The sequence below is a fragment of the Actinomadura sp. BRA 177 genome, assembly GCF_013372625.1.
Classification (GTDB): Bacteria; Actinomycetota; Actinomycetes; order Streptosporangiales; family Streptosporangiaceae; genus Spirillospora.
Genome location: NZ_JABXFD010000309.1, coordinates 1 through 14,420, shown reverse-complemented (window position 1 = coordinate 14,420; position 14,420 = coordinate 1). Strand labels below are relative to the sequence as shown.

Below are 14,420 nucleotides of genomic sequence, written 5' to 3'. Positions count from 1 at the left end.
GCGGCCCGTCACCGGAAGGAAGATCGTGGCTGGTCATCGTCACTCTGCTCAGTACCCGTTCTCGCCCTGTTCACATCAGTTAGGGAACTTCATCCCCTTGTGTCCCACCTGAGCCTGACACAGAGGGAAGTCGGCGTTGTCCACGCACTCGGCGTAGCGGTAGATCAGGTTGGCGATGGCCTGGTGAGCGCACGGCATGGTTCATCATCGGAGGCTCGCGGGCGTGGCGTGGGCGCTCTCCCGGTGAGCGGGATCGGATATCACATGCGCGGGTCAATTTGTGGGCAAGTGGCATTGCACGATTGGGCAGACTTGATTTAAGTGTTTACCGGTGGCCGGATTGGGACTTTGTCTGCCCTTGTTTGTGGGAGTTTGTGGCGCCTAATGTCTGGATGCGGCGGGACGTCCACCACAATGCGGCGTCCCGGCCGGCCCAGTGCCGCAGATCGCGGCGGGCCAATCCAGGGAGGAAGACATGCACATGTCGCGTGCCCGATTCCGGTGGGCGGCCGTGCTGGCGGGAATGGCGGTCCTCGCACAGGCCGCGCCCGCGCAGGCGGACGCACCGGCCGGCGCCTACATGCTGACGGTGGCGCCGGAGCACGGTCCCAGCAGCGTTCGCAGCCTGTACTGCGACCCCGACGGAGGGACGCTCGACGCCGCGTCCCGGGCCTGTGACCAGCTCAGAGGTGTTGACGGCGAGGTCGGGAAGATCCCCGCGCGGGCGGGGGCCTGCACGCTGGAGTACGCGCCGGTGCGGGTGAGCGCGCACGGCAGGTGGCGCGGCGAGCCCCGGCACTTCGAGCAGGTGTTCCCGAACCGGTGTGTCGCCGTCCGGGATACCGGCGGAATCCTTTTCGGTAAGTAAACCCACGGACCGCGGGCCGCCGGAATGGGGAAGCGGGGTGCTGTCCGGCGGCCCGCATGAAAAGGAGGCGTCAATGCTCGCTTTCACCGGGCCGGACGTGCTGGTCACCTACGAGCGTACCGGTGGGTTCGCTGGAGTTCAGGAACGGGTGACCGTCGGGAATTCCGGAACGGCCCTCGTGAATGGTAAGAGGGTCGTGCTGGCGGACGGCGAAATGCGCGGTCTGCGGGACGCGCTCGATGGTGTCGTCACCACGGAGTCGTCCGACGCGGGGTGTCAGGTGGCCGACCACTTCACCTACACCCTCACTTATGACGGGCATCGGGCTACGCGGTGCTGGCTGCCGTCCGACTGGCGGGCCGCCGTAGAGCGGCTGGAGGCGCTGATCCGGCGGTGAAGTCGTCGCCGCCCTCAGGCGCAGGCGCGGGTGTGCAGGTCGCGCATGGTCGCTTCGAGGGCGGCGACCGGTCCGTCCACGCGGATGCCCGGTGCCACCTCCTGGATCGGGATTGCGTTGACCGGGCCCGGGGGGACGCCCAGTTCCGTGCGGAGTGCGACCAGTTGTCGGGACGACATGATGTACACGATGCGGCCTAGGCCGACCCAGCCGTGGGCCGCCGAGCACATCGGGCAGTGCTCGCCGGACGTGTAGACGGTCGCCGCCGCTCGTTCGGACGGCGTCAGGTGAGCGGCCGCCCAGCGGGCGATCTCGAACTCCGGGTGCCGGGTCTGGTCGCCGCCCGCCACCCGGTTGCGGTCCTCGAACAGGACCTCCCCGGACGCGGCGACCAGCACCGACCCGAACGGCTCGTCGGCCGACTCCAGGCCCTCGGCGGCCAACTCGACGCAGCGGTTCAGATGGATCAGCTCGTCCGCGGACGGTTCGTAGCCCATCCGGCGATCGTAGATCAGGCCGACTCGCGTATCACCAGGTGGGGCTGCAGGATGACGACCGGGTCCGCGACCGTCTCGCCGCCGATCCGGGACACCAGCAGCCGCGCCATCTCCACGCCCATCTCTTCCAGCGACTGGTGGACGGTGCTGAGCGGCGGGTCGGCGAGCGGCGCGGCGGACGAGTCGTCGAAGCCGATCACCGCGACGTCGTCCGGGATGCGCCGGCCGCGCCGGTGCAGGATGCGCAGGGCGCCGAACGCCATCGGGTCGCTGGCCGCGAACACCGCGTCCAGCCGCGGCTCGGCGGCCAGCAGCTTCTCCGCGGCGGAGAGGCCGCTGGCCTCGCCGAAGTCGCCGTAGGCGACGTACTCGGGCAGGCCCGCGTCGGCGAGCGCCTCCCGGTAGCCGGCCAGCCGGTCGATGCCCACGCCCATGTCCTGCGGGCCCGCGATCGTCCCGATGTGCCGCCGGCCACCCGCGATCAGGTGGCCGACGGCCTCGCGGGCGCCGCTGCGGTTGTCGACGTCGACGTAGCTGACCGGGGTCAGGCCGGGCGGGCAGCCGCCGAGGACGGTCGGCACGCCGTTGGCCTCCAGCTTCGCGGGCAGCGGGTCCTCGGCGTGCAGCGAGGTGAGGAGCACCCCGTCCACGTGCTGGGTGGTGAGGTACTCCTCCAGCCGGCCGTACTCGGCGGGGGAGCGGGCGAGGGCGAGCAGCAACTGCAGCCCGGTGTCGCCGAGCCCGTTGCTGATCCCGCGGATGATCCCGGCGAAGTAGGGCTCGCCGAACAGCCGCTGGTCCGACTCGGCGACGACGAGCGCCACGGTGTCGGTACGGCGGGTGACGAGCGTGCGGGCCGCGCGGTTCGGCACGTAGCCGAGTTCCTCGATCGCCCGCAGCACCGCCTCGCGCGCCTGCTCACTGACCCGCGGCGAGCCGTTGACCACGCGCGACACCGTGCCGCGGCCCACGCCGGCGCGCGCCGCCACCTCTTCCAATGTCGGGCGCGTGCTCCTGCCCGTCATCCGGCCCCCTTCTCCGTACCGTCCACCGTCCCCCGCGTCAGGCCCGCTCGGGCAGCCCGCCCTGCCGGATCACCCCGGCGTACCAGCGCGCGCTGTCCTTGGGCACGCGGCGCTGCGTGGCGTAGTCGACGTGCACCAGCCCGAAACGCTTCGAATAGCCCCAAGCCCATTCGAAATTATCCAGCAGCGACCAGGTGAAGTATCCGCCCAGCGGCACTCCTTCGGAAATGGCGTCGTGGCAGGCGCGCAGATGCGCGTCCAAGTAGGCGATGCGCTCCGCGTCTTGGACCGTGCCATTCCCGTCAAGTGTCTCGTCGTAGCCGGCGCCGTTCTCGGTGATGTACAGCGGGACGGACGGGTACTCGGTGTGCAGCCTGGTCAGCACCTCGTGCAGGCCGCGCTCGTCGATCTCCCAGCCCATCCCGGTGACGGGACGCCCCGCCGGGACGAACCGGACGTGATCGCTGCCCACCCAGGGGGAGTGCGTCGAGAACGGCGACGACGCCGTCTGCGCCGCCTCGCCGGGGGTGCCGGCGACGGTGTGCCGCGAGTAGTAGTTGATGCCGAGCTGGTCGATCCGCTGGTTGATGACGGGCAGGTCGGCGTCCGGCGGGGTGAACCCGCACTGCGCCGTGTCGGCGAGGACGTCGTCGGGGTAGCGGCCGAGCAGCATCGGGTCAAGGAACAGCCGGTTCTGCAGGCCGTCGATGCGGCGCGCCGCGTCCACGTCGGCGGGGTCGTCCGACGCCGGGGACACCGCGTACAGGTTGACGGCCGCGCCGAACCGGTTGTCCGGGTGGCGCGCCCGCATCGCCTCGACGGCGAGGCCGTGGCCGAGCATCAGGTGGTGCGCGGCCAGCAGCGACGCGGCGGCGTCCCGGCGTCCGGGCGCGTGCTCGCCCGACGCGTAGCCGAGGAACGCGGCGCACCACGGCTCGTTCACCGTCGTCCAGTGGTGGACGCGGTCGCCGAGCGCCGCGTGCACGTGCGCCGCGTACTCGGCGAACCGGTGCGCGGTCTCGCGCTCCGGCCAGCCGCCCTTGTCCTCCAGCGGCTGCGGGAGATCCCAGTGGTAGAGGGTCGGCCACGGCTCGATGCCGGCCTCCAGCAGCGTGTCGACGAGCCGCCGGTAGAAGTCGAGGCCCTCGTCGTTGAAGGTCCCGGCCCCGGAGGGCTGCACCCGGGGCCAGGAGATCGAGAACCGGTACGCGGTCAGGCCGAGGCTCGACATGAGCGCCACGTCCTCGCGGAACCGGTGGTAGTGGTCCACGGCGACGTCGCCGGTCTCACCGTTGAGGACTTTGCCCGGCGTGCGGCAGAAGGTGTCCCAGATGGACGGCCCGCGCCCGCCCTCCCCGGCGGCTCCCTCGATCTGGTAGGCGGCGGTGGCCGCCCCCCAGCGGAACCCGGTCGGGAACGGGGCGGCGGGAGCCGCGCTGGTGTCGTCCTGTAGGGAGGTCACGCCTTCACAGCACCTTCCATGATTCCGCCGATGATCTGGCGGCCGAAAATGATGAACACGACGAGGAGCGGCAGGATGGCCACACTGGTCCCGGCGAACATGAGCGTGTAGTCCTTGAAGTACGCGTTCGCCAGGTTGCTGATGGACAGCTGCACCGTCGGGTTGTCCGGTTGCAGGACCGCGAGCGGCCACATGAACTCGTTCCAGGTCTGCATGAACGTGAACAGGCCGAGGACGCCCGCGGCCGGGCGCAGGGCGGGCAGCACCACCCGCCAATAGATGCCGAACGTGGTGCACCCGTCGACGCGGGCCGCCTCGATCAGCTCGTCCGGGACGGCCTGGTCGGCGTACTGCCGCATCATGAACACGCCGAACCCGGTGACCAGGAACGGGACGATGACCGCCTGCAGCTGGCCCGTCCAGCCCAGCTTCACCATGATCATGTACAGCGGGATGATGCCCATCTGCACCGGGATCATCATCGTCGCGATGATCGTGAGCAGCAGCCCGTTCTTGCCGCGGAAGCGCAGCTTGGCGAACGCGAACCCGGCCAGCGAGGCGAAGAAGACGGTGGAGACCGTCACCGCCGCGGAGGCGATCGCGGAGTTCAGCAGGCCCTTGGCGAAGTAGGCCTCGGGGTTGTCGAACAGCCGGCCGACGTTGTCGGTGCCGTGCGCGCCGGGCAGCAGCGGCGGCGGGACGTCGGAGACCACGCTGTTGGTGCGGGTCGCGACGATGATCATCCAGTAGATCGGGAAGATCGACAGCACCAGCGCGACGATCAGCGTCAGGTAGGTCAGCGGGCTCGCGTTCCACATGCCGCGGAACCGGCCGGGCCGGGCGGCGGCGTGCTTGGCGTTCGGCCGGCCGCCGGGGCCTGCGAGGAGCGTGGTCACTTGGTGCCTCCCGTGCGCCGGACGGCCAGGAAGTTGATCAGGGAGAACACGATGATCATCACGAACAGCGCCCAGGCGACGGTGGCGCCGTAGCCGTACCGGTCATGGCCGAACGCGTTGTCGTACATGTACATCGTGATCGTCTGGAACTGGTGCATCGGGCCGCCGTCCATCTTGTTCGGCGTGCCGACGCTGAACAGGACGGGCTCGGTGAACAGCTGCAGCCCGCCGATCGTCGAGATGATCACCGTGAAGATGATCGTGGGCCGCAGCATCGGCACCGTGATCTGCCAGAACTGCCGGATCCGGGAGGCGCCGTCGATGGCGGCGGCCTCGTACAGGTCCTTCGGGATCGCCTGCATCGCGGCCAGGTAGATCAGCGCGTTGTAGCCGGTCCAGCGCCAGTCGACCATCATGGCGATGGCGATCCAGGACCAGCCGCGGCTGCTCGACCAATGGATCGGGTCGATGCCGACCAGCCCGATCACCCAGTTGACCATGCCCCAGTTGGTGTCGAACATCTGGGTGAACACGATCGCGACGGCGGCGGTCGAGGTGACCAGCGGCGCGACCATGCCGATCCGGAACAGGGTGGGCAGCCGCATCCGCCGGTTCAGCGCGTTCGCGACCAGCAGCGCGATCAGCAGCTGCGGGATGGTCGAGACGGCGAAGATGCCGAGCGTGTTGACCGTCGCGTGCCAGAAGTCGGCGTCGGTCAGCAGGTAGTCGTAGTTGTCGAGCCCGATGAATTTGCGCGTGCCGGACGCCAGCTCCCAGTCGTGCAGGGAGACCCAGAGGGTGTAGACGAGCGGGAACGCGCCGAAGATCAGGAAGACGATGTAGAACGGCGAGATGAAGGCGTAGGGTGCGGCCTTCACATCGAGCCGGGCCAGCCGGGACCGCCAGCCGCGGCCGGCGCCCGGCCGGGCCTTCGCCGGCGGTGGCGGGGGCGGTGGGCCGTTCCGGCTGGGGCGCAGATCGGTGGTCATCGTCGTGCGCCTCCTTTCCGAGGACGGGACGAAGCGGGAGAGGCGGAATGGGAACGGCGGCGGCGCCGGCGGGGAGGTAACAGCGCGGCGCCGCCGCCGTGGTCACGGGTCGCCGGGGGTTACCTGGCGGCCTTCTTGGCCTCGTCCACGGACTTCGTCCAGGCGTCGCCCGGCTTCTGCTTGCCCTGGCCCACGGAGATCAGCACGTTCTCCACCGCGGCGCGCACGTCCTCGTTCTTGGGCCCGAGGTAGACCGGCTTCACGCCGGCCGCCAGCTCACCGAAGATCTTGCCGACCGGGGCGTCGCCGAAGTACTCGCTCTTCGCGCCCGCGACCGCCGGGTCCTGCGCGGCCTGCGGCGAGGACGGGAAGACGTTCGCGGCCTTGTACGCGGCGACCTGGCCCTCGGGGGAGGTCAGGAACTTGGCCAGCTCGGCGGCGGCCTTCGCGTGCTTGGTCTGCTTGGGCACGGCCAGCCAGGAGCCGCCCCAGTAGCCGGCGCCGCCCGGGGTCTTGGCGACGTCCCACTTGCCCTTGCCGTAGTCGCCGGAGAACTCCTCGATGCCCCCGAGCATCCAGGACGGGCACGGCAGCGCGGCGAAGGTGTCCCGCTTGAGGGCGGTCTGCCACGGCGGGGTGAAGATCGACATGTTCGCGGTGAGCTTGTTCTCCGCGAACTTCAGCGAGGTGTCGAACGCCTGCTTGACGGCGGGGTTGCTGTCGTAGACGAGGTTGTTGCTCTTGTCGAAGAAGCTGTAGCCGGGGCCGTTGCCGGCGTTCTGCAGGACGGTGGCGCGGAACACGGCGGTCGGCCCGTCCAGCCACTTGGTGTCGGGCACCTTCTCCTGGAACTTCTTGCCCGTCTCGAGGAACTGGTCCCACGTGGACCACAGCTCGGAGACCTTCTCGCGCTCGGTGGGCAGGCCCGCCTTCTTGAAGAGGTCCTTGCGGTAGCACATGGCGAGGGGGCCGATGTCGGTGCCGAGCCCGATGAGCTGCTTGCCGTCCGGGGTGACGCCCATCTGCCACTTCCACGGCAGGAAGTTCTTCTCCAGGTCCTTGCCGCCCTGGTCGAAGAGGTTGACGAACTTGTTCGGCTGCTGCATGTACAGCGGGAGGATGCCCTCCTCCAGCATGACGACGTCGCCGGCGCCGCTGCCCGTGGCCATCCACTGCTGGATGCGCGGCTTGTACTCGTCCAGCGTCGAGACCTTGCGCTGCTTGATCTTGACGTTGGGGTGGGACTGCTCGTACTGCTTGTAGAGCGCGTCGTAACCCGGCTCGCCGAAGACGTCGACGGTCAGTTCGATCGGCCCGCTGTCGGAGCCTCCCTCGTCGCCGTCGTCGCCGCCGCACGCGACGGACAGGCTGCCGACGAGTACGGCGGCCATCGCCGTACTCAGTCCGCGCCGCATGATGGCCCTCATGGCGGACCCCTCTCAGGTTGTGGTGTGCACCGGTGTGGGAGCGCTCCCACGAAGGAAAGACCGTGACCGGGCTCACTGTCAATGCGCCGAAACATAACCGTTACAACAACCTAGCCATGAAGCCAGGGTGGTCAGGCCCCGTCCGACAGCCGGTCAGTCTCGGGTCAGCGGCTTGCGACCAGGGGGGTCAGCCCTCGTTGACGGGAGTCAGGCGGGCCGCCGCCGGAGCCGGCGCCGTGGACCGCCGGACGACGAGTTCCGGCCGGTAGAGGAGCTCCGTGCGGGGCGCGCGAGCACCGCGGATCTCGTCCAGGACGGTGCTCACCGCGGCCATCGACATCTCCCGCACCGACTGCCGGATCGTGGTCAGCGGCGGGTCGAGGTAGGCGGTCAGGAGCGAGTCGTCCATGCCGGTGACCGACACGTCCTCCGGCACCTGGAGACCGCGCGCCCGCGCCGCCCGGATCGCGCCGAGCGCCATGATGTCGTTGCCGCCGCAGATTGCCGTGCAGCCCGCGTCCAGCAGCTTCGCCGCGGCCGCCTGCCCGCCCTCGACCGTGTACATGGTGTTGACGATCAGCTCGTCCACCTCGTCCGGCGTGAGGTCGGTGTGCGCGGCCATGCCGCGCCGGAACCCCTCGGTCTTGCGCCGCGTCGGCACGTACACGTCCTGCCCGATCGCCAGCCCGATCCGCCGGTGGCCCATTGCGGCCAGATGCGCGACGATCGCCTCCAGCGACGCGACGTCGTCGTTCGAGATGTACGGCGCGTCGATGTCCGGCCGGTACCCGTTGACCAGGACGATCGGGAGCGCCTGCTCCAGCAGCCGCGCGTACCGGGCCCGGTCGGAGTTGGCGTTGGCGTGCAGGCCGTTGACGAAGATGATCCCCGCGACGCCGCGCTCCAGCAGCATCTCGATGTAGTCGTCCTCGGCCACGCCGCCCGGCGCCTGCGAGCACAGCACCGCCATGTACCCATGCCGGGCCAGCGCGCTCTCGATGACCTCGGCGAACGCCGGGAAGATCGGGTTGGTCAGCTCAGGGATGATCAGCCCGATCAGCCCGGCCCGCTGCTGGCGCAGCCGGGCCGGGCGCTCGTAGCCGAGCACGTCCAGGGCGGTCAGCACCGCCTGGCGCGTGCTCGGGGACACGCCCGGCTTCCCGTTGAGCACGCGGCTCACGGTCGCCTCGCTCACCCCGGCATGCGCCGCGATGTCCGCCAGGCGTGTCGTCATGGGTTTCAACCTAGACCTCCTCGGCGTCCCACCACAGAGCGGTGTCCGGGGGCAGCTCTGCGTGCCCGCCGGCTACGTGGATCGGTCCGCTCGCGAGGAGCGGGGTTCCGTTCAGGGGGACGCGGGCCGTGCGGGTGCCCGTGTTCACCGCGCACGCGAGCCGCCTTCCCCCGTTCTCCCGGACGAAGACAAGTGTGCCGGGTGGACTGGCCTCCCAGCGAAGTTCGCCGTCGCTGAGGGACGGGTGGTCGCGGCGGATGCGCAGTGCCTCGCGGTAAAGCGCCAGGATGGAGGCGGGGTCGGCGGTCTGCGCGGCGACGGTCAGGTCGCGCCACGCGGTGGGGATCGGCAGCCACGAGGCGGCGCCCGCGCCGAAGCCGAACGGCGGCTCCTCACCGTCCCACGGCAGCGGGACGCGGCAGCCGTCGCGGCCGGCGCCCTCGCCGCGCAGCCGCTGCGGGTCCTGCTGGAACTCCTCCGGCAGGTCGAGCACCTCGGGCAGGCCCAGCTCCTCGCCCTGGTAGACGTAGGACGAGCCGGGCAGCGCGAGCGTCAGCAGCGCCGCGGCACGGGCGCGGCGCAGCCCTTGCTCGCCGTCGCCGTACCGGGTGACGTGCCGTTTCACGTCGTGGTTGGACAGCACCCAGGTCGCCGGAGCGCCGACCTCCCCGGCGGTGGCGAGGGACTCCTCGATCACCTGGCGCAGCTCGTCCGCGTCCCAGGCGGCGGTCAGGTAGTGGAAGTTGAACGCCTGGTGCAGCTCGTCCGGACGGGTGTAGTGGGCGAGCCGTTGCGGCGTGGGCGCCCATGCCTCGGCGACGGCGATCCGCTCGCCGTCGTAGGAGTCGAGGAGGCGCCGCCATGCGCGGTGGATGTCGTGGACGGAATCCTGGTCGAAGTACGGCAGAACGGCCGTGCCGAGCATTTCGACCTGGTTGGCGTGGCCGACGTCCGGTAGCCCTGGGGCCTTGGCCATGCCGTGGGCGACGTCCACGCGGAAGCCGTCCACGCCGAGGTCGAGCCAGAACGTCAGGATGTCCGCGAACTCGGCGTGGACCTCGGGGTTCTCCCAGTTCAGGTCGGGCTGCTCGGACGCGAACAGGTGCAGGTACCACTGACCGTCCGGCAGCCGGGTCCAGGCGGGGCCGCCGAACACCGACTCCCAGTCGTTGGGGGGTTCTGTCCCTTCGGGCCCCCGTCCGTCCCGGAAGATGTAGCGGGCGCGTTCGGGGGAGCCGGGGGCGGCGGCGAGCGCGGCCTGGAACCAGGCGTGCTTGTCGGACGTGTGGTTCGGCACGACGTCCACGATGATCCGCAGGCCGTGGCCGTGCGCGTCCGCGATCAGGTCGCGGGCGTCGGCGAGCGTGCCGAACAGCGGGTCGACGTCGCGGTAGTCGGCCACGTCGTAGCCGAAGTCGGCCATCGGGGAGACATAGAACGGGGTCAGCCACAGCGCGTCCACGCCGAGGCCGGCCAGGTAGGGCAGGCGCGACCGGATGCCGGGCAGGTCGCCGACGCCGTCCCCGTCGGAGTCGGCGAAGCTGCGCACGTACACCTGGTAGATCACGGCGTCGCGCCACCAGCGGGTGCCGGCCTCCTCGTGGGAGGCGCGGGCGAGCAGGGTGTCCTGGGTCATGAACATCCTTCGAATCGGGTCGGGAGCTACTTGACGCCGCCGGCGGTGAGCCCGGCGACGATCCGGCGCTGGAAGACCAGCACGAGGGCGATGAGCGGGACGGTCACGATCACCCCGGCCGCCATCTGGGTGCCGAACGGCTGGTCGAACCCGGAGACGCCGGTGAACTTGGAGATCGCGACCGTGGCGGTCTGCATCTCCTTCTTGTTGACCATGGACAGCGCGATGAGGAACTCGTTCCACGCGGCGATGAAGGTCAGGATCGCCGTGGTGAACACCCCGGGCGCCGCCAGCGGGACGATGATCTTGCGGAACGCCTGGCCGCGGGTGCAGCCGTCCACCATCGCCGCCTGCTCCAGCTCGAACGGCAGCTGCCGGAAGAACGCGGTGAGCAGCCACACCGACAGCGGCAGCGCGAACCCGAGGCTGGGCAGCACCATCGCCTGGTAGGTGTTGATCCACTTGATGTCCGTGAAGAGTTTCAGCAAGGGGACGAGTTGCGAGATTCCCGGGAACATCGTGGTCGCGATGATCAGCCCGAGCACCGCGTTCTTGAACCGGAAGTTCAGCCTGGCCAGCGCGTACGCGGTGAACGTGCCGATGAGCAGGGTGAGGACGGTCGTGCTGCCGGCAACGATGACGCTGTTCAGCAGCGCCCGCCCGAAGCCGTTGCCGCTGGAGAAGACCGCGGAGAAGTTCTCCCACGACCAGCGCGCCGGGATGACCGAGTTGTCGAACTGGTCCTGCGGGCGGCGGAACGCCGAGACCGTCATCCAGTAGAACGGCGCGAGGCAGTAGACCGCCACCGCCGCGAACCCGAGGTAGGACAGCAGCCGCTTCGTCTGTGTCATGCCGCCTTCTTCCGCCGCTTCGACTGCTGGCGGGCCTCGCCGATGATGTCGGCGCCGAGCAGCTTCACGAACAGGTACGCGATCAGCGCGATGTACAGGAACAGGACGGTCGCGTACGCCGCCGCCGACCCGTACCGCAGGTTGGACGCCTCGAACCAGGCGATCATCGTCAGCGTCTCCACCGACTTCTGGTTGACGCCGATCAGCACGGCGGGCAGGTCGAACATGCGCAGGACGTCCAGCATGCGGAACAGCACGGCGACCAGCAAAGCGGGCTTCACCAGCGGCAACGTGATGCGCCAGAACTGCTGGACGGGCCCGGCGCCGTCCACCCGCGCGGCCTCGTAGACGTCCCGGGGGATCATCTGCAGGCCGGCGAGGACGAGCAGCCCGATGAACGGGGAGGTCTTCCACACCTCGGCGATGACGATGGCCATCTTGGCGGGGAACCCGTCGGCGGTCCACAGGATCTGCTGGCCGAGCACCGCGTTCGCGGCGCCGTCCGCCTGGAAGATCCACCGCCACAGCAGGCCGGAGATCGCGGTCGGGATCGCCCACGGGACGAGGATGCTGGCCCGCACGATCGCCCGTCCCTTGAACGCCTGGTGCATGATCAGCGCCATCGCGACGCCGATCAGCGTCTCCAGCACGACCGTGGTCAGCGTGAAGAACGTGGTGTTGGAGAAGGCGTTCCAGAACGCGTCGGCGCGGTCGCCCTGGAAGATCGCGGTGTAGTTGTCGAGGCCGACGAACCGGTCGCCCTCGACCACGAACCCCTGCGCGTCCAGGCCCTCGCCGCGCGCGTACAGCGACTCGCGGAAGCCGGCGAGGACGGGGTAGCCGATGACCAGCGCGAGCACGAGCAGCGTGGGGGACAGCAGCAGCGCCGCGAGCCGCTTCGTGCCCTGCACGTCGCGCTTGCGCCTGCGCGGCCCGTCCGCCGCGGTGGTGTCCGCGGCGGACGGAGTCCTGATGGTCGTCATGCTCACTGGGCGGTCAGTGGCTGGAGCTTGGCCTGCAGGTCCGTCAAGGCCTGGTCGACGGGCTTCTTGCCGGTCACCGCGTCGTACATCTCGCCCTGGATCGCGGCGGTCACGTCGCCGTACTTGACCGCGACCGGGCGCGGCTTGGCGTTCGTGATGGCCTGCTTCAGGACGGGCAGGTACGGGAACTTCTTCACCATCTCCGGGTCGTCGTAGAGCGCGGCGAGGGTCGGGGCCTGCGAGGTGGCGAGCAGGTTGGCGCGCTGCGACTGCTCACCGGTCAGGTACCGGATGAAGTCGAGCGAGGTCGCCTTGTTCTTGGCGAACGCGGAGATCGCGAGGTTGTGGCCGCCGAGGTTGGCGACGCCGGGGCCGGTCGGGCCGGGCAGCGGCGCGACAGCGAACTTGCCCGCGACCTTGGACGAGCCGTCGTCGGAGTTCGCCAGCGCGTACTGGTAGGGCCACTGCCGCTGGAAGACGAGCTTGCCGGACTGGAAGTAGCGGCGCCCGCCCTCGGTGTCGAGGGTGACGGCCTCCTTCGGCATGTGCTCCTTCTTGGCGTTGACGAGGAACTCGACGCCCTGCTTGGCCTGCGGGGTGTTCAGGGTCGGCTTGCCGTCCGCGCCGATGATCGAGCCGCCGGCGCTGCCGATCGCCTCGACCGCGCTGATCGTCAGGCTCTCGGTCTTGTTGACCTCGGTGAAGAAGCAGTCGATGTCCTTGGCATCGGGCAGCTTCTTGACCTTCTCGCAGTCGTCCCACATCTCGTCGTAGGTCTTCGGCGGGTCGGTGATCCCGGCCTTCTTGAGGAGGTCCTCGCGGTAGTAGAGCATCCCGGCGTCGGACGTGGACGGCACCGCGTACAGCCGGTCGCGGTACTGCCCGGTGGTGATCGTCGCGGGCAGCATCTTGGACAGGTCGATCTTGTCCTTGGGCAGCTCGGCGAGCCAGCGGTTCGCGGCGAACTCGGCGGTCCACACGACGTCGAGGTTGAGCACCGAGTAGGCGTCCGACTTGGTGGTGGCGTTCTGGATCATCTGCTGCCGCTGGTCGTTGGGCTCGTCCGGCAGCTCGATGACGCGGACCTGCTCCTTGGCGTGCTCGGCGTTCCAGGCGTCCACCTGCTTCTGCAGGTTGCCGGAGCGGTCCTTGCCGGTGACGAAGGTGATGGGGCCGCGGCCCTCCAGGGCCGCCGTGCCCCCGCCGCCCTTCGCACCACCGTCGTCATCGCCGCCGCAGGCGGAGAGCGACAGCGCGAGAGCGGCGCACATGACGGTGCCGCCGATCAGGGGGATGCGCCGCATGGTGTCCTCCTTCGCAGGACGAGCCGCACCGGGCCGCCGTCCCGCAGGTCTGTACTGGGGTGACTGGACCGGGACGTTAGCAACGCGTTTCAGTCTCGTAAACCTCTTGCAGAAATTTTCAGCAAGTTCGTGCCCATTCTGTAATCGACTTACAAACGCCTCGACGCGCCCGCGGACCCTGCGCCAGGCTGCCCCCGTGACGATCCCCGACCATGACGCAGCACTCGGCCTCGTCCGGGACCACACGATCCTGTCGGTGGTGACCGGGTCGCGAGCCTACGGGCTGGCGACCGATGCGAGCGACGTCGACCGGCGCGGCGTCTACGCGGCCCCGGCCCCGCTGTTCTGGCGTTTCACCAAGCCGCCCACCCACCTGGACGGCCCGCTGCCCGAGCAGTTCTCCTGGGAACTGGAGCGGTTCTGCAAACTGGCGCTCGGCGCGAACCCGACCGTCCTGGAGTGCCTGTGGTCACCCATCGTCGAAAAGGTCACACCCATCGGCGAGGAGCTGCTGGCCGTCCGCACGGCCTTCCTCTCCCGGCACGCGCACCGCACGTTCCTCCGCTACGCCGAGGCCCAGTTCCGCAAGCTGGAAGCCGACTTGCGCAACGGCCGCCCCCCGCGCTGGAAACAGGTCATGCACATGCTGCGCCTCCTGGTGACCGGCACCCACCTCGTCCGCCACGGCGACCTACGCGTGGACGTAGGCGACCTACGCGACCGCCTCCTAGCCGTCCGCCGAGGCGAGGTCCCGTGGGACGAGATCGAAACCTGGCGCACCTCCCTGACTGTCGACCTCGCCGGAGCACTGGACCACAGCCCCCTCCCACCCCCCTTATACACATCTCCGA

At 69.6% G+C, this 14,420-nt stretch carries 14 protein-coding genes; 3 read left to right on the top strand and 11 right to left on the bottom strand.

The genetic code is table 11. From position 1 onward, the window contains the following. The first annotated feature begins 481 nt into the window (after positions 1-481). The gene (locus HUX53_RS15400) at positions 482-868 is read left to right on the top strand and encodes an SSI family serine proteinase inhibitor (protein ID WP_176403878.1); all 387 of its coding nucleotides are present in this window, start codon (positions 482-484) and stop codon (positions 866-868) included. A gap of 73 nt (positions 869-941) precedes the next feature. After that, positions 942-1,265: a hypothetical protein gene (locus HUX53_RS15395; protein ID WP_176403877.1), complete on the top strand. Its 324-nt coding sequence runs from the start codon at positions 942-944 to the stop codon at positions 1,263-1,265. Positions 1,266-1,279: 14 nt separating this feature from the next. Here the strand turns inward: HUX53_RS15395 and HUX53_RS15390 are convergent, their stop codons facing one another. From HUX53_RS15390 to HUX53_RS15340, 11 genes are all read right to left on the bottom strand, one after another. Further along, entirely contained in the window at positions 1,280-1,762 is a 483-nt protein-coding gene (locus HUX53_RS15390) for a nucleoside deaminase (RefSeq protein ID WP_176403876.1), read from the bottom strand. 14 nt (positions 1,763-1,776) lie between these two features. Continuing rightward, complete coding sequence (locus HUX53_RS15385) at positions 1,777-2,787, bottom strand: LacI family DNA-binding transcriptional regulator (protein WP_176403875.1); 1,011 nt, start codon at positions 2,785-2,787, stop codon at positions 1,777-1,779. A gap of 37 nt (positions 2,788-2,824) precedes the next feature. Beyond that, positions 2,825-4,249: a GH1 family beta-glucosidase gene (locus HUX53_RS15380; protein ID WP_176403874.1), complete on the bottom strand. Its 1,425-nt coding sequence runs from the start codon at positions 4,247-4,249 to the stop codon at positions 2,825-2,827. Beyond that, positions 4,246-5,145, bottom strand: coding sequence for a carbohydrate ABC transporter permease (locus HUX53_RS15375; RefSeq protein WP_309237242.1), 900 nt, complete (start codon positions 5,143-5,145; stop codon positions 4,246-4,248). Before HUX53_RS15375 ends, HUX53_RS15380 begins: the two co-directional genes overlap by 4 nt. Beyond that, the gene (locus HUX53_RS15370) at positions 5,142-6,134 is read right to left on the bottom strand and encodes a carbohydrate ABC transporter permease (RefSeq protein WP_176403873.1); all 993 of its coding nucleotides are present in this window, start codon (positions 6,132-6,134) and stop codon (positions 5,142-5,144) included. The genes HUX53_RS15375 and HUX53_RS15370 overlap by 4 nt, the downstream gene beginning before the upstream one ends. 119 nt (positions 6,135-6,253) lie before the next feature. Next, positions 6,254-7,549, bottom strand: coding sequence for an ABC transporter substrate-binding protein (locus HUX53_RS15365; protein ID WP_255205284.1), 1,296 nt, complete (start codon positions 7,547-7,549; stop codon positions 6,254-6,256). 199 nt (positions 7,550-7,748) lie between these two features. After that, a complete protein-coding gene (locus tag HUX53_RS15360; protein ID WP_176403871.1) occupies positions 7,749-8,795 on the bottom strand; it encodes a LacI family DNA-binding transcriptional regulator in 1,047 nt (348 codons plus the stop codon). A 10-nt stretch (positions 8,796-8,805) separates the two neighbouring features. Beyond that, on the bottom strand, positions 8,806-10,431 hold the full coding sequence (locus HUX53_RS15355; RefSeq protein ID WP_176403870.1) for a glycoside hydrolase family 13 protein: 1,626 nt from the start codon (positions 10,429-10,431) through the stop codon (positions 8,806-8,808). A 26-nt stretch (positions 10,432-10,457) separates the two neighbouring features. Continuing rightward, positions 10,458-11,282 (bottom strand): carbohydrate ABC transporter permease, encoded by an 825-nt coding sequence (locus tag HUX53_RS15350; protein WP_176403869.1) that lies wholly within the window; start codon positions 11,280-11,282, stop codon positions 10,458-10,460. Then, the gene (locus HUX53_RS15345) at positions 11,279-12,265 is read right to left on the bottom strand and encodes a carbohydrate ABC transporter permease (protein WP_176403868.1); all 987 of its coding nucleotides are present in this window, start codon (positions 12,263-12,265) and stop codon (positions 11,279-11,281) included. The genes HUX53_RS15350 and HUX53_RS15345 overlap by 4 nt, the downstream gene beginning before the upstream one ends. Positions 12,266-12,267: 2 nt before the next feature. Then, positions 12,268-13,569: an ABC transporter substrate-binding protein gene (locus tag HUX53_RS15340; protein ID WP_176403867.1), complete on the bottom strand. Its 1,302-nt coding sequence runs from the start codon at positions 13,567-13,569 to the stop codon at positions 12,268-12,270. A gap of 196 nt (positions 13,570-13,765) precedes the next feature. Here HUX53_RS15340 and HUX53_RS15335 point away from each other — a divergent pair. Beyond that, the coding region (locus HUX53_RS15335; RefSeq protein WP_309237241.1) for a nucleotidyltransferase domain-containing protein at positions 13,766-14,420 on the top strand (655 nt) is incomplete at its 3' end.